This is a genomic window from Endozoicomonas arenosclerae (genome assembly GCF_001562015.1).
GTDB classification, from domain to species: Bacteria; Pseudomonadota; Gammaproteobacteria; order Pseudomonadales; family Endozoicomonadaceae; genus Endozoicomonas_A; species Endozoicomonas_A arenosclerae.
The window spans coordinates 1-16,305 of the sequence record NZ_LASA01000102.1; the positions used below are offsets into that span (position 1 = coordinate 1).

The window sequence follows — 16,305 nt, forward strand, 5'->3', positions numbered from 1 at the left end:
GGACAGTGATGGTGCTTTCGTTGGTCTCAGTTACTTCTACGAGTATCTTGGTAATCCGGCATTGAGCCAATCCATTGGAAACACTCTAAAAACCGGAACCATTGTCACGACGATTGTCGTTAGTATTGCCTTTCTGTTTTCTTATGGACTTACTCGTACCCGCATGCCTTTCAAACCTGTCTTCAAGGTCTTGGGTATGCTGCCTATTCTGGCCCCTTCCCTGCTGCCAGCCATCAGTATGATTTATCTGTTTGGCAATCAGGGCGTGGCTGTAGATCTGTTATTTAGCCATTCCATATACGGTTTGCCAGGTATTGTGCTGGGTCTGGTTTTCTGGACTTTCCCCCATGCCCTGTTGATTCTTACTACGGCTCTTTCTACATCGGATGCCAGACTCTATGAAGCTGCACGCTCCATGGGCACTTCACCCTTTAAAACCTTCACAACCGTCACACTTCCTGCTGCCAGGTTTGGCCTGATCAGCACGATAACCGTGGTCTTTACTCTGGTGGTGACTGACTTTGGTGTTCCCAAGGTGATTGGTGGCCAGTACAACGTCCTGGCCACCGACATCTATAAACAGGTGGCGGGTCAGCAAAACTTTGCCATGGGGGCTGTCATCAGCATCCTGCTATTGGTTCCAGCCCTTCTGGCTTTTGTGATCGACAACAGGGTTCAGAAAAAACAGAAAGAACTGTTTGGCGCACGTTCAGTTAACTACCAGCCCGAAAAGAACCCGGCGAAAGACACACTCTTCTTTGTTCTTTGCAGCCTGATCTCACTGGCGATTCTGTCGGTGATTGGCATAGCCATTTATGGTTCCCTGGTCACCTTCTGGCCCTGGAATATGGAGCTATCCTGGAACAACTATCAGTTTGAAAAGTTCAGTGCCAATGGCTGGGAGCCTTATTTCAACTCCCTGGAAATGGCTTTCTACACCGCCATTATTGGTACCCTGATCATTTTCATCACCGCTTATAATGTGGAAAAAAGTAAACTGCCTCCGATCATCAGAAGCTTTATTCACATCATGGCCATGCTGCCTATGGCTGTGCCAGGCATGGTGCTGGGTCTGGGCTATATCTTCTTCTTTAATCAGGCGGGCAATCCTCTGGGGATCTTCTATGGCACCATGGCGATTCTGGTGATCAATACAGTGGCTCACTATTTCACAGTGGGGCATCTGACGGCTTTAACCGCGCTGAAGAAATTGCCTGCAGAAATTGAACAGGTCGCCGCTTCCCTGAAGATTCCACAGTACAAGGCGTTTTTGAAAGTCTCACTGCCGGTATGTACGCCTGCTTTACTGGATATTGCCATCTACCTGTTCGTCAACGCCCTGACAACCACGTCAGCCGTCGTTTTCCTCTACTCTACCGATACCATGCTGGCTTCGGTTTCTGTTCTGAATATGGAAGACGCTGGGCAGACAGGTCCGGCAGCCGCCATGGCAGTCCTGATACTGGTGACCGCAGCCTGCGTAAAAATGGGCCACATGGCTCTGGGCAGGTTTTTGCTCAATCGCACGCAACGATGGCAAATGGCCTGAACGTCACAACTCAAATGCGGGCGGTGATTCTCACTGCCCACACAAAAAATTTCACATTCACTAAACCAAACAGCAACATCAGCGCTCTACTGTAGAATCTTTTCCATAACAACAATAAGGAATTTGATCATGCGCCGGCTTATCACACTGATCTGGATAATGCTGCCTGCAATGGCTTTTGCCAGTGTCAATCAACAACACATGTCGAGTGACGCTTACTACGAATTCTCCAAAAAACGTTCAGCCATACAGCTGGGCCCAAGACCTTACTATCTGGTTGACGATATGGATGCAGGCCCTCTGAAAGAAACCCTGCAAGCCTGCAGCAAAATCAAGCGATTCCGAAAGTCTGACTTTTCAATCGGCCATCGTGGTGCACCCATGCAGTTCCCTGAGCACACCAGAGAATCTTACGAAGCAGCGGCTCGTATGGGCGCTGGTATTCTCGAATGTGACGTGACTTTTACCCAGGACAAAGAGCTGGTTTGCCGCCACTCCCAATGCGACCTCCACACCACCACCAATATTCTGGAGACCGAACTGGCACAGCAATGTTCAGAGCCTTTCAAGCCCGCTACTTTTGACGAAAATGGCAACCTGCTGGAGCCGGCTTCAGCCAAGTGCTGTACCAGTGATATCTCTCTGGAGCAGTTCAAAACCCTTAAAGGGAAAATGGATGCGTTCAATCCCAAAGCCAAAACAGTGGCAGAATATTTGGATGGAACAGCGAACTGGAGAACGGATCTTTATGCCAGCCGTGGCACCCTGATGACTCACAGGGAAAGTATCCAGCTGTTCAAAAAGCTCAGGGTTAAGATGACACCTGAGCTGAAGTCTCCCAGTGTTTCCATGCCTTTTGATGGCTTCAGTCAGGAAGATTATGCCCAGAAGCTGATTAATGAATATCGGGAAGAAGGCGTGTCCGCCAGAAAGGTTTGGCCTCAGTCGTTTAATCAAAAGGATGTTGAGTACTGGATCGATAACAACCCTCGCTTTGGCCGTCAGGCGGTTTTTCTGGATGACCGCTACGGAAATCCGGACTTCAACCACCGTGATCCCAAAACCTGGTCTCCTTCCATGGAAGAGCTGGCCAACCGGGGCGTACAGATCATTGCTCCGCCCATGTGGATGCTGTTGGATGTTGAAAATGGCAAAGTAGTTCCCTCACTCTACGCGCATGCTGCCAGAGAAGCTGGACTGGACATCATCACCTGGACGGTTGAGCGCTCAGGTCCCCTGACCAATGGTGGCGGCTGGTACTATCAAACCCTGAATGGCCAGAATCCTCCTGAGGGTTCCAGCCAGAGCGTTATCAACAATGACGGTGACATGATGACCGTCATTGATGTTCTGGCGATGGAAGTCGGTGTTCTGGGGATTTTCTCCGACTGGCCGGCAACCACCAGTTATTACGCTAACTGCATGGGTATATAAATATCCTGAGTGCCTGGTGATGTTACTACCAGGCACTGACGCCTTCAGGGATATTATGCTGAATGGCCTCCATACTTTTTAGAGGCCTGCTATTACTGACATCCAGGCGAACAGTCTCATTAATAATTGTTTTGAAGAGATCCGAAAGCACTATTGACGGCATTAGATCCAGTTCAAAAATCAATCTCACTGCCTGTTGTTGATTTGAGCCATATTGAATACTCCCCTGATTAATAGGCTTTGATTCCGAACTGCTTCCCCAATTGCAGCACCAGCAACACAGCGACCAAAAGCACGAACCACAGCCTGAATCAACTACGGTATCCGGATCAGGGTCGTCATCATCGTCATGCTTTCTGCTCTCCGGTTTCTCTTGATCAGGCAGAAGCGCTAATAACCTTTTCAGATCATCTTCGGGCCGCTTTATATAGTAGGTCAGTACCATCTCACCAATTCTTATAGCGACTCGGATCGTTTTCTGATCCCACTCCGATAGCGTTATAGTTATCCTTTCAGAAGTTTGTGCAGAAGAAAGCAAGGTGTAAGTCAGAGCATTAATCGTTCTCCTACCCTTGGAAAAACTGCCAATTTCTACAGAGGTTGAAAGAGTGTGACTGGCAAAGGCTCTTTCTAAGTCTGTTGACGTAGCTGAGTCATTAGCCATTACAAAAGCCGCCACAATGACTGCCAGATACAAATCAGTGGGTAATAGGAAAAACCGCTCACTCCCTGACAGAGGAATACTTTCTACTGATACCAATAAGTTAGTACTCAATATCCCCTGAATAAGAATAGGGGAGGGAGCTTCTTCCACAGGGAGCGCCCCATTATCCACCTGAAGGTTATTTTGGGGAACGACAAGAACCAGAGCGCCATTTTCATCAAAGGAGAATTCAAAAGAAAGGATATTAAATTCATCCATGACTTTATATTGCTCGCTACTCAGCTCCCCCTGATTAGACTGAATAGCCAGACAAACCTTTGCAAAGAACACCGTCATGCCCAATGTCAGGGCTAGAATAATCACTAATCTGCAAGCAACAGCTTGGCTCGCTAACAACATACGGATCCCTGATCTTTTTAAAATAATAGAATCAGTATTAATCAGTTTGCTGCACTTTCAAGTACACAACGGTACAGCCAGATTCCTGATATACTGGCTCTCTCAGCTCAAGACATTGAAACGACATCGAAGCTACCCGTGCATAGACTCAACGACCGACAAGCCGAAGCCGTAAAGTATATTGATACCCCCTTGCTGGTTCTGGCAGGTGCGGGCAGTGGCAAAACCAGTGTAATCACCACCAAGATTGCTTACCTGATTCAGGAATGCGGGATTAATGCCCGTAATATCATTGCGGTTACCTTTACCAATAAGGCCGCACGGGAAATGAAGGAGCGTGTCGGCAAACTGGTTAAGGGCCGAGCGTCTCATGGCTTGACGGTTTCAACCTTTCACAACCTGGGTCTGAACCTGATCCGCAAGGAATACAAGACGCTGGGCTACAAACCGGGCTTCTCGATCTTTGATGCCCAGGATGCCCATGCCCTGATTGGTGAGCTGATGCAGCGGGAAATGGGCTCAGACGAAGAGAGTGTGGACGCTGTCCAGCACATTATTTCCAACTGGAAGAACGATCTGATTCTGCCTCCACAAGCACTGGCTAATGCCCGCCAGCCTAACGAACAACTGGCAGCCCGGGTATATGAACACTATAACCGCACTCTGAAAGCTTTTAATGCTGTAGATTTTGACGACCTGATTCTGCAGCCGGTTATGCTGTTCCGCGAACACCCTGAAGTGCTGGAACGCTGGCAGAAAAAAACGCATTACGTGCTGGTCGACGAATATCAGGATACCAATGGCGCCCAGTATGAGCTGATCAGCCGACTGGTGGGAGATCGAGGCAAACTGACGGTTGTGGGCGACGACGACCAGTCAATTTACGCATGGCGTGGCGCACGTCCTGAAAATCTGGCGTTGCTCAAGGAAGACTACCCAGCTCTTCGAGTCATTAAACTGGAGCAAAACTATCGATCCACCAGCCGTATCCTGAAAGCGGCTAACACCTTGATAGCCAATAACCCTCACGTGTTTGAGAAAACTCTGTGGTGTGACTTGGGGATGGGCGACATCATTCGGGTCATACGTTGCCGTAATGATGAAATGGAATGCGAACGCATTGCCACCGAGATCCTTACCCAAAAGCTGAAAAATGACACCCACTGGAGAGACTATGCCGTGCTCTACCGGGGTAATTTCCAGTCTCGCCTGCTGGAAATGAAACTTCAGCACCACCAGATTCCCTATCACATTAATGGCGGCACCTCATTTTTCTCCCGCTCTGAAGTCAAGGACATCATGGCTTACCTGCGACTGCTGGTGAACCAGGATGATGACAACGCTTTTCTGCGTGTAGTGAATGTGCCTCGCCGTGAGATTGGTCCCTCTACCCTTGAAAAACTGGGGAATTATGCCGGCACTCATAACTTGAGTCTTTACGCCGCGTCCCAGGAAATGGGGCTTCAGGAAGATCTTTCTGCCAAATATGTCGAGAAACTGCGCAGCTTCACCGAATGGATGGACTCAGTCTCACGTCGTTGCCAGAGCGACGATGATCCTATTGCCGCCGTCCGTGAAATGATTGATGACTGTGGCTACGATAACTGGCTGATGCAAACGACGGCCACACCTGCTGGCGCTGAAAAAAGAATGGGGAATGTTTCGTTCCTGATCGACTCTCTGCAGCAGACTCTGGAACGAGGTGATGAAGACGCTACGGTAGAGGACGCCATTGCCCGCTTGATTCTCAGAGACATGATGGAGCGCCAGGAAGAGGAAGAAGACAACGACAAGGTTCAACTGCTCACCCTGCATGCTTCCAAAGGTCTGGAATACCCTTACGTATTCATGATGGGGATGGAAGAAGACCTGCTACCTCACCGCACCAGCATTGAGGAAGACAATATTGAAGAAGAGCGCCGACTGACTTATGTGGGTATCACCCGTGCCAGAAAAACCCTGACCATGACTCTGGCGGGTCAACGAAAACAGTATGGCGAAATTATTGATACCACACCCAGTCGATTCCTGGATGAACTGCCTCAGGAGGATCTGGAATATTCAGGGTTTGGGAAAAAGGCGACCCAGGAACAGAATGCTGTAACCGGTAATGCCGCATTGGCTATGCTGCGAAGTCGTTTGAGTGAATAATAAAATTACACGGTAAGAAAAAGGGGCTGACGACCAGCCCCTTTTCAAACAGCTCTCAAGCATCGCCTACCGCTGGCTTCTCTTTTTTCTTCTTGAGCTTAAAGCCATTCTTCTTCAGCAGTTTGATACCGGCCTGAGCCAGAAACTGTCGGTAATGCAGTGGCTTCATCCAGACAATCCGTTTTTGATCTTCTTCACTGAGAATTTCGGTAAGGGCTTGTCTCAAACGTAAAACCTGACCAACGGGGAATTCTCCCACCATAAACAAGGGGACATTGGCACCCTCTTTGGTTTTGGCAACGCCTTCCTCACCCAAAGCATCCACTACTCGTTTGATAGCCGGGATAAATGTGCTCTTTGCACATTCTGTCAGCTTTTGCTGACCCTCGTTCCAATCTTGCTCTTTCACACCTTCTGGTACTATTTCCTGCTGCAACACCCAGAATCCAAGATAGCCAGCCTCATTCTTTTTAGACTTCTCACGGACAAAAAGATGATTAAAGTCCCTATGCGGCAAGGTGTTATTCAACCTTTCCTGCTCAGCGACGCTGTATCCCAAATCAGGCACATAAAGATAGGCACCCTTTTCCACCTGGCCATACACATCAACGGTGGGCATGGCATTCATTGCTTTAAGCGCAGGAGCAATGTGTTTTAAATCAGGGTTATCAAAGTCAGCAGCGGTGCAACTCTCAGGCAGGTGAGAGAAAAAGTCCTGCTGCATCTTGATACCATACTGATATGGCCCACCCTCACTATTGAAAGTGACCTGATCATCCTCAAGGACACCATCACGAATCTTATGACCCGTGGCATAAGTCGTTAGCTGAATGAAATCCAGATCTCTTGTTTCTGCATCTTCTCCGGCCTTTTGCTTGGCTACTTTACCGATCAACCGATAGTCTGCATCCATTTGCACCAGTCTATCCCTGGGAGCAATGAAGTGACGGAGCTTGAGCACCTTCTTCATATTCTTTCGAATATACTGCCCCTTGGTCATGGATTTGCCATTAACCGTCAGAGTCTTACCCTGATTATCCTTAAAGCCTGCAATACCAATATAAACAGCATTCAATCGGATCTCGTCTGCATCTTCCAGATCCGTCCAATAAAACTTTGCCGACTTTCTCAGGTTATCCAGAGCGTTGGCGAAGAGGATCGTTTCTGAATCACGGCCTTGAAGCGAACCTGTATGCCCCATGCCGGTTACAGACCCATCATAATAATCTTCTTCGCCGGGTTCTCTGCTATAACTGACATGCACTGGCGACGCTACCGAGCTGGCCAATACTTTTGCAGGCTCATTGGCCGAAGCCAGAACCATGTTAACTTCGGCATTGCCTTCATAAACCACCAAGACCAGATTGTCAGAGATGGTTTTGGCTAATGCCAGCGAGGACAGCAAACTGAGTGAAAGCAGGGCTATTTTGCCCATGACCCTGAACTTCATCGGATCAACTCCTTTTTTTTAATACAGCGTTGACTAACAAGACTCCATCACCAGGTGATGAAAACGTGCTTACCAAAAAAAGTACGTGATCTTCAAAGTAGCCAATGTACTGCCACTCAGACTTAGAATTACTTAGACAGAAACGTTATAAAATATTTACAAAATCCATTCGCATCAGGCTGAAAGCCATGCTCCACATGATCAGACAGATGGCCAGATCAATGATTTTCCAAGCTACAGGGCGGGATAACAGGGGGGCCAGTTTCACTGCACCCAGTCCTAACCCATAGAACCAGATGATTGAGGCAGTTGTTGCCCCTAGTACAAAATAACCACGCATATCGCCGAACTGAGCACCGATACTGCCCAGTAAAATAACGGTATCAAGATAAACGTGCGGATTAAGCAGCGTCACAGCCAGAGTTGAAAGCACCAGGGCACGCATTGAACTCTGAGCCTTTCCCTCCGCCTTCAAGCGCTCTGTCTTAAAGCTGCGACGCAGCGACATCAAACCAAAACCGGTCAGGTAAATCACGCCTGCCCAGCGAGCGGCTTCAAGCAGAGTTTCATTACTCTGTATCAGGGTGCCCAAGCCAAGCACACCCGCCAGTATCAATAAGGCATCACAAATAGCACAAATAGTGGCCACAAGGATTGGCGACTCCCGACGCAATCCCTTGGCAAGGAGAAAAGCATTCTGACTGCCAATGGCAATGATCAGGCCACCGCTCAATAGCAGGCCATCAAGGTAGATCTCAAGCATTTCCTACTGCTCTCTTGTTATAGGTTTATGCATACCGGCCAGTTGAAACAGGTGGCCAACACAGAAACACTTCATCAAGTGACAAATCCGTGCTGATTAAACAATAATGTGTAGCATTAATAAAAATCATATAGCTAACACTGCATTAGAAAAATTAATGATGGGTAGCTCTGTTAATCAATGGCTGTATCACAATGTTCGATTACAAATTACTGGATGCTCTGGCGGCGGTGATAACCCACGGCTCTTTTGAAAAAGCAGCTCAGGTTCTCGCAATAACCCAATCAGCGGTTTCACAGAGAATCAAACTGCTGGAACAACGCATTGGCCGACCCTTATTAATCCGCACTTCCCCGGTAAAACCTTCACCCATAGGACGCCAGTTACTGCGCCATGCTCAGCAGGTACAGTCGCTGGAAAGTCAGCTGATGGAAACCCTGTCCGGGGAAAAAACAACTCAGTGGCAGACCGTCAGGCTGGCCGTGAATGCAGACTCTCTGGCCACCTGGTTGCCCTCTGTGCTGAAAGAGTTATTTCAGCATAAAATCCTTACCGAGCTTATTGCCGATGATCAGGATGTCACCACCCACTATTTGAAGGAAGGAGAGGTGATGGGTTGTATTTCTTCTTCTGCACAGCTTATTCAGGGATGCCGCTGTGATTTCCTGGGAGAAATGGAATACATAGCGGTAGCGACACCGGATTTTTACCGGACCTTCCATGAGCAACCTTTTTCCGAGATACCCACTGTCCATTTTGGCCGCCAGGATGAACTTCAGAATCGTTTCCTGAAAAAGTACTTTCAACTGGAACCCGGACAGTTTCCCGCTCATGTTTTACCTTCTGTGGAGGCTATTCTTAACGCTGCCAGAGAAGGCATCGCCTACGGTATTGTGCCCAGAATGCAGGCGCACTCCTACCTCATCTCGAATGAACTGGTTGAAATGACACCTGGAAAGTCGCTTAACGTGCCCCTCTATTGGCACTACTGGCAGCTCGAAACCGCGGTACTGAAAAAAGTCCGCACGGCATTAACCGCTGAGGCTGGAAAACAGCTCCTCCAACAAGAGGCCCCGTCGGTGTGAGCGTTTGCCATACGGTTGAGTAATGAGACATACGACTCACTACCAGCTATCCATGCAGCCCCTCCTGGACAACGGCTTGCAGTCAACCCCTCTTTATGCGAAATTCATCAACGCTTAACAAAAAAGCAACATTGATCGCTTTTAATGGCACCCCAATGACTGACTGCAGTTGATCGAGTAGTTCAAGACAGCCATGAAGAATAATTAAAATAATGTGGAGTTCTATAGAAATGGTTGGCCCCAAACCCGATGCAATCAGCCTTCTGCTAGTCACTTTTGCCCTAGCTGTTTTGACAACCGTTGCCACCGCAGCACTGGTCTGAAGACTGATTTTGGTAGGCCAGGGAATGGCTTACTGAAAGCTAACCGTAAAACGCCTTATCTGTCGCCACCCCCTTCATCGGAACATCCCAGTCTGCTACCGGAATGGCCTCTACCTTCTGACATTCATGCGCCAACCCAATTAACATTGGCTTTTTCCGCTTCTTCAAGAAAGCAAATGTCCTGTCATAAAAGCCACCGCCCATACCCAGACGGTTCCCTTTTTCATCAAAGCCCGTCAGCGGCATAAGTACCAGATCCAGAGACTCAGCCTTAACCGTTTTTTCACGATCCAGAACCGGCTCAGGAATGCCGAAGCGGTTATCCTGCAACGGGTGATCAGGCCTGAATAACTGAAAGTGCATTTTGTCCGGATCTTCCTGATCGAGTACGGGCAGATAACAGAACTTATCCTTCTTCCAGATCTCGCGGGCAATCAACACCGGATCAATTTCACCATCACTGGCCAGATAAAGGGCGATATGCTGACTCTGTTTAAAAGCATCCAGTCCACATACGACAGATGATAGATGCTCTGCAGCCTCCAGCTGTTGTTCAGAGGACAGGGATTGACGATTGGAGCGTAACTGCTTGCGAAGACTGGCTCGATCCATCTGCTATGACACCAAACTAAGTTCTGTTCAAACAGCATTGTCACCTGATGCCGGGGAATACTCAATCAGAAGTCAGCTACTCGGATCAAAATCTCATAGTCAGAGATGCATCAAACAGCTCGCATTGAGACCTACAGTTATCAAATCTCGCAATTTTGGTAACTGTAGGTTCCACACAGATAGTCACCTCAGAAATCATGGATTTATCTATAGAAGTGGAGGCTGGATTATGATCTGGCCCTTGAAGTCATTGACTTCTTTCAGCTCAATCATTCTGAAGCGGATCCCCTCTTCGACAAGCTCAGGGTGAACGGAATCCGTATAAAAATAGGGAAGTAATTTCGAGACAAATCCTTTGTCAAAACATAAAAGGCCCGAACAATCGGACCTTTTATGTTTTTCGTCTACTTTTTCAGATGATATGAAAATCAGAACGGAATATCGTCATCAAAGTCATCAAAACCACCAGCCGGTGCAGCCTGAGGTTGTTGCTGAGGCTGCTGTTGTGGTGCTGGGCGGCTCTGGGGCTGTTGCTGTTGTGGCGCACCACCATACTGCTGTTGTGGAGCTGCAGCTGGAGCCTGCTGTTGCATAGGCTGCTGAGGCGCTGAACCATACTGCTGCTGAGGAGCAGACTGTTGAGCGGCTCTTGGCTGGAACTCACCACCACCGGCAGGGGCACCCATGCCTTCCTGACGGCCGTCGAGCATTTGCAGCTGGCCACTGAAGCCATCGACAACAATTTCCGTCGTGTACTTGTCCTGACCGGACTGGTCCTGCCACTTCCGGGTCTGCAGTTTACCTTCGATGTAAACCTTGGAACCCTTGCGCAGGAATTGCTGAGCGATTTCAGCCAGCTTGCCGAAAATGACAACACGGTGCCATTCGGTCTTTTCCTGAGGCTGGCCGGTGTTACGATCTTTCCAGGACTCACTGGTTGCCACACTCAGGTTGGCTACAGCGCTGCCATTAGGGCTAAAACGGACATCCGGATCATTGCCCAGGTTGCCGATCAGAATGACCTTGTTAACACCTCGTGCCATCAGTTTCTCCAGTATTTTTTAACATGAACAATTTATCATCCCGCCGAGGTGATGAAAAACAGTTCCAGCCACTCTGGGCTGTCTCATTTGTTTAAGCACCTGATCAGGTACTTCTGTCAGCACTCGCCAAACTGGCGCAGTGCGGTCATGTCCACTATTTTCCTGTCTACCTTAAGATAGGCGGTTCTTTCACTATCCAGGACAGTGACTTCCTCAACCCCCGGAATAATGGCCAGTTCCCTGCCAATGGCACGGGCATCCAGGCTCACGGACGAGTCGAGGGCCATAACCATACTGCTGACATAGGGGGGTTGTTTCATGGTAACAGACAATAACCACCATAGTGCAGTAGGGATTGCACAAACCATCATGACACCGGTCGCACCCCAGTACTGCAAAGCCAGTCCTCCCAGACTGCCACCCAAAGCTGCACCCAGGAACTGACTGGTTGAGTATACGCCCATGGAGGTGCCACGGGTTCCGGCCGGTGATAACTTACTGACCAGAGAAGGTAGTGTAGCTTCCAGAAAATTAAAGGCCGCAAAGAACAGGAATATACCTACCAGAACACTGTCTACCTGCCACATGCCTGCTATGGCAGCCAGTAAAACCGTTACCGCCCCTACAAAACACTGCTTCAGGCGACGCTTGGATTCACTGAAAATAATGACAGGGACAATCATTACAAAAGACACAGAAAGAGCAATCAGATAAACCCAGCCGTGATTCTCACGGGCCATGCCCAGTGTGTCCTCAAGCATCTGCGGCAGAAATACGAACAGAGCCATCAGAGTGAAGTGCAGGGTAAAAATACCTGCCATCAGCCTCAGCATTTCCGGATTACGCACTACGTTACCAACGTCTTTGACACTGACCTTGGTATTTAAATCCGTTCGGGTGACTACAGGGGTTGGCACCAGGAACAGCAAAATCATTATGCCCAGCCCAGCCATGACAGCATTACTGCCAAACAGTCCACCCAGTCCCCACCAGCTGGCGAATAAAGGCCCCAGAAGCATGGCTATGCAGAAGGAAAAGCCGATACTGATACCAAACACTGCCATAGCCCGGGTTCGGTATTGTTCTCGGGTCAAATCAGCCAGGAGAGCTGTGATAGCACCCGCAACAGCACCCGCGCCTTGCAGAACCCGACCAAAAATTACGCCATAGATAGAGTCGGCCTGGGCCGCCACCAAACTGCCCAGCATAAAGATCATCATGCCGGCAATGATCACCGGCTTGCGTCCAAACCGATCAGACATCCAGCCAAAGGGAATTTGCAAAGCGGCCTGGGTCAGCCCATAAGCACCAATGGCAAAGCCGGCCAGAGCCGGAGTAGCTCCCTGCAGGTCTTCAGAATAAAGGACCAGAACAGGCAGTACCATAAACAGGCCAAACATCCTGAAGACAAACACCAGTGACAGTGAGACCGTTGCTTTAAGTTCCTGCGGAGACATTCCTGACTTCTTTTTTAAAATTTCAAGCGGCTCATTTTATCAGGAAACCGATAAGATGTGAGGAGATATTCCCCGGATGTAGGCGAATAGGCTTTCGACTTTATGATATAGGCCCGCTGGGAAGGGAAGGATATGACTTATTCTGATGAATAATACCCTCGGCAATAGACAGCGTTTTCATGCAGTTACTCTGGGCCAACAGGAACCAGCCACTGAAAGCAGCCAGTTTAGGGTGAGGATTTTTAGTGCTGCACATAAAACCGGTTTTTTTTAGCTGGTGAAGACGCTTCTCCAAAAAAGTTTTCCTTTGTTTTTCGGGCAGTGGCTGGGGATAAACCCAGGAAGGCACTTCCCTTTTCTGAACATGCTCAACCCAACCAGGGTGTTCACCCGTCTCACACCAGTAACACAACTCTCTTGCTGCCTGACTGGCAATACCATGATCTTTTAATGCAGTACGCAAACGTTCACGAGCTGGACTGCCTTCGGGCATCCCAAAGGCTTCTCCATAAAGTGTCGTATACAGCACCAGTAATTCATTCTCAACTTCTTCCGATGCTCTGGAAAAACCTACTGGATCCCGGCTGTTAAGCTCTTTTGTCAGAATGCGAGCCAACAGCATTTCCAGTGCCAGCATGTTGTTTGCCAGTTCATTCATGGCAACAGCACTGACAGCCTCTTCATTTTCCATATCAAACCCTAGCTCTGTTGTAACAGGGGATAGTTCAGAATGCTTTCGAATTTCCGCAAAATCCCTCAACACTACCGGGAAAGGAGACATGTTCGGGTATTCAGTAGCGGGACCTGTCCAAGAATTGAAAGACCCCTGAGAGCAATAGCCAGATAATTGATTGAGTGTCATGTACTTTCTGGAATCACTCTCATAAGTGGTATGAAACGCAGGTAAAGCATTAGGCACAGAAAAACCGTTTCTGAACAAAACTCCAATGTCATGCGCCGCTACCCTTAATGCTTTTAATGCGTTCTCCCTGCTCAGTCCTTCCTCACCAGAAGTCTCATGAGCATAACGATGATACAACTCTCCTGGCTTTGTCTGGAAAAGATAAGCTTCACAGGTATCACGCTCTGAATCTAACGCAACCCTTGATTGTAAAGCAGCTCTATCTTCTTCTGACAAAGCCACACTGGCCAAAAACTCCGACGCATCGGGCAACACAAAATTACCCACAGGTTCCGGTAACTTGCTATGCAAATCCATCCCGTGTCTGCCATTGGACTCTTTAAACAACACCTGCTGTTCACGTAAAAACTGAAGAACGCCGGCTTCTCTTGTCAATTCTTCCAGTGGTTCATCGGTGCCGTCCGTTCCCCGCTTTCTGAGTTTTATTCGGGGCACGGTATCTTCAAGTCCAGGGACCTCACCTTGATGATAAAGGCTTCTTCCATAAAGCCCGGTAATACCATCAGGTTCTTTGAAGCCGTCGGTAAAAGCTTCAGGTACAGACCCAAGCTTTTTGGGATCTTTATAAACATGCTGATCAAGACAACATTGATAATCCCTTTCCTGGTCGCTGTCGGGTTTCGGAATGGCAACCCTGAATCCCACTGTCTGCAGGAGACTTGTCCATGGGTAACTGGCATCTATACCCTGACCTAATGGGTAAAGCTGAGTGGAAAGGAACTGCTCCTGAAACCAGACTTTGTGCTCACCATGAATGTAACTCTCAAGCTGATCAGAGAGAACATCAGGGGGTAAAACCGCAAGAACTTCTGAAACGACTTCTGGCTTAATGCCCATTACAGGCAACTGATTAAGCAAAGCAGCAAGATTGTCAACATTAAGGGGCTCAAACTGTTTCACCCAGCTCAGAAAAGGCGCTAAAGCATGATTTCCTTCAGACTTTTGCCAGATTGGCATTGAGTAATTGAGGCGTTTTTTCTGCAACGCCTTTTCAGGAATAATGCCGCCCGCCAGCAGACCCAGAATCAAGAGTGGTATGCAGTCATGGTCAACTAACGGCTCTTCTTCCAGCAGATGCTCCAAACAAGCCGAGATCTGTTGAGGCCTTGAATGTTCAAAAAAGAAACCGTACAGGCGCAACTTCTGCCGCTGCTTTATTTTTCCGTTTGCATAAAGTTCGTAAGTTCTACTCTGCCCTTCAAGAGGCGTTTTACCTTGTGCATTGGTTAATGATGCATACCTTTCCAGATCATGTTCCCTGATCAATTTCAGTAACAGGTCCGAACCTTCTTCGATCTTATCAATACACAAGTAATGTAAGAGGGAATTCCCCGTATCAGTTTCAATAGCTCGTAGTGAAGACAAAGCATCCGAGCATGCAGTTTGAATAGCCTCGACAACTTCCGGATAACCCTGAGTAAACGCACACCAGAGTATAAATGGCAGCATATCTTTTGGTATCTGAGCCATGAAGTCTGGCAACAATGAAGGCTGCTCAATCAGAAGATGGAAGATGTTGTCCAACTCCTTTTTGTGATGGCTCATCCATTGATGCATGCCATTTACCCGCTCTCCACAAAACCTTGGGTACTGCCCTTTCTGGTGCCAATCCTTCAACCTGGGAAGGATGAAGTGATTCCAGCAATACTGCTCGGCAAACTCCGTTTTACAGTAAAGATCGCCTTGTCTCATTTTCGAAAAAATAACTTCCGACATGGTTTTCTGAAAAGAAGGCACCCCACCGACTTCGACCCCTTCATATTTGCACATTTCGGACTGCCACCAGTTAAAGAGCTCTGCTGGCTTAACACTCAATAGAGAAAATCCAAAAGCAGCTGACCTCATCTGTGGCTGAAGCTCACTCCCCCAAAGCTGCCTGAAAAGGTCCGGAGGTAAATAGACAGCACTTTTAACTGGACAAAATTCCTGATCCAGTGGAAGTCTTATTACTTCTAATTGAGTCAGGAGACGAATCAGCGGCTCGGTTTCCTCCTGTATGCCTGATAGTTCGTCAAGAAACACAGACTGGACACTTTTAAGCCTGCAAGCCAGAAAAAGTTGATGTTCTTCTGCCAAATCAATGAGATGGGTTGGAGGACAAGACAACCAGTCTTTCAACTGACGAATATCACTGAGGTACTGGTTGCCAGCTTCTCCATACCAGATATCCAGTTGATCCGACTCGGAAACCCAAACTCGCAGACGTTCCAAAAGCTGCTCATAACTTTCCTGATCAAGCTTTCCTGCCTTCATGTCATCCATTAGTTGAACAATACCGGGAGAATTACCCACGGTATTAACTGAAAATTCACTCACTTTTCGAACGGATGAAGCCGTGCCTATATTCAGAGCAGGCAGGAATTTAGGGGGAGAAGAAGATGGGAGAGCCGAGCCTGCGTTATCAACAGACTTTCCCCTATCAACAGATTTGGCACCTTCGCATCCTTGCATAT

At 48.2% G+C, this 16,305-nt stretch carries 11 protein-coding genes; 4 read left to right on the forward strand and 7 right to left on the reverse strand.

Features of this window, described 5'->3' with window-relative positions:
- Positions 1 to 1,549 (forward strand): putative 2-aminoethylphosphonate ABC transporter permease subunit (locus tag WG89_RS16200; RefSeq protein ID WP_062268004.1); only part of this gene is annotated, 1,549 nt, incomplete at its 5' end.
- A 129-nt stretch (positions 1,550 to 1,678) separates the two neighbouring features.
- The gene (locus tag WG89_RS16205; RefSeq protein ID WP_079253873.1) at positions 1,679 to 2,983 is read left to right on the forward strand and encodes a glycerophosphodiester phosphodiesterase family protein; all 1,305 of its coding nucleotides are present in this window, start codon (positions 1,679 to 1,681) and stop codon (positions 2,981 to 2,983) included.
- 25 nt (positions 2,984 to 3,008) lie between these two features.
- Here the strand turns inward: WG89_RS16205 and WG89_RS16210 are convergent, their stop codons facing one another.
- Positions 3,009 to 4,046 carry a hypothetical protein gene (locus WG89_RS16210; protein ID WP_062268009.1) on the reverse strand — a complete coding sequence of 346 codons (1,038 nt, stop codon included), beginning with the start codon at positions 4,044 to 4,046 and terminating at the stop codon, positions 3,009 to 3,011.
- A gap of 138 nt (positions 4,047 to 4,184) precedes the next feature.
- Between WG89_RS16210 and rep the strand changes: the two genes are divergently transcribed.
- Positions 4,185 to 6,197 (forward strand): DNA helicase Rep, encoded by a 2,013-nt coding sequence (gene rep / locus WG89_RS16215; protein WP_062268011.1) that lies wholly within the window; start codon positions 4,185 to 4,187, stop codon positions 6,195 to 6,197.
- A gap of 55 nt (positions 6,198 to 6,252) precedes the next feature.
- Here rep and WG89_RS16220 read toward each other — a convergent pair whose 3' ends face one another.
- A complete protein-coding gene (locus tag WG89_RS16220; protein WP_062268013.1) occupies positions 6,253 to 7,647 on the reverse strand; it encodes a hypothetical protein in 1,395 nt (464 codons plus the stop codon).
- Positions 7,648 to 7,792: 145 nt separating this feature from the next.
- Positions 7,793 to 8,410: a LysE/ArgO family amino acid transporter gene (locus WG89_RS16225; protein WP_062268015.1), complete on the reverse strand. Its 618-nt coding sequence runs from the start codon at positions 8,408 to 8,410 to the stop codon at positions 7,793 to 7,795.
- A gap of 194 nt (positions 8,411 to 8,604) precedes the next feature.
- Here WG89_RS16225 and WG89_RS16230 point away from each other — a divergent pair, with 194 nt between their 5' ends.
- Complete coding sequence (locus tag WG89_RS16230; protein WP_062268017.1) at positions 8,605 to 9,495, forward strand: LysR family transcriptional regulator ArgP; 891 nt, start codon at positions 8,605 to 8,607, stop codon at positions 9,493 to 9,495.
- A 362-nt stretch (positions 9,496 to 9,857) separates the two neighbouring features.
- On the opposite strand, the gene WG89_RS16235 is transcribed toward WG89_RS16230, so the two are convergent.
- The 4 genes from WG89_RS16235 to WG89_RS16250 all read right to left on the reverse strand — a co-directional run bounded on the left by WG89_RS16235 (position 9,858) and on the right by WG89_RS16250 (position 16,303).
- Positions 9,858 to 10,430, reverse strand: a complete 573-nt coding sequence (locus WG89_RS16235; RefSeq protein WP_062268019.1) for a 5-formyltetrahydrofolate cyclo-ligase — start codon at positions 10,428 to 10,430, stop codon at positions 9,858 to 9,860.
- Between the two features lie 428 nt (positions 10,431 to 10,858).
- Positions 10,859 to 11,473 (reverse strand): single-stranded DNA-binding protein, encoded by a 615-nt coding sequence (ssb, locus tag WG89_RS16240; protein ID WP_281177705.1) that lies wholly within the window; start codon positions 11,471 to 11,473, stop codon positions 10,859 to 10,861.
- 116 nt (positions 11,474 to 11,589) lie between these two features.
- On the reverse strand, positions 11,590 to 12,930 hold the full coding sequence (locus WG89_RS16245) for an MFS transporter (RefSeq protein WP_062268023.1): 1,341 nt from the start codon (positions 12,928 to 12,930) through the stop codon (positions 11,590 to 11,592).
- A gap of 100 nt (positions 12,931 to 13,030) precedes the next feature.
- On the reverse strand, positions 13,031 to 16,303 hold the full coding sequence (locus WG89_RS16250) for a hypothetical protein (protein ID WP_153301639.1): 3,273 nt from the start codon (positions 16,301 to 16,303) through the stop codon (positions 13,031 to 13,033).
- Between the last annotated feature and the right edge of the window lie 2 nt (positions 16,304 to 16,305).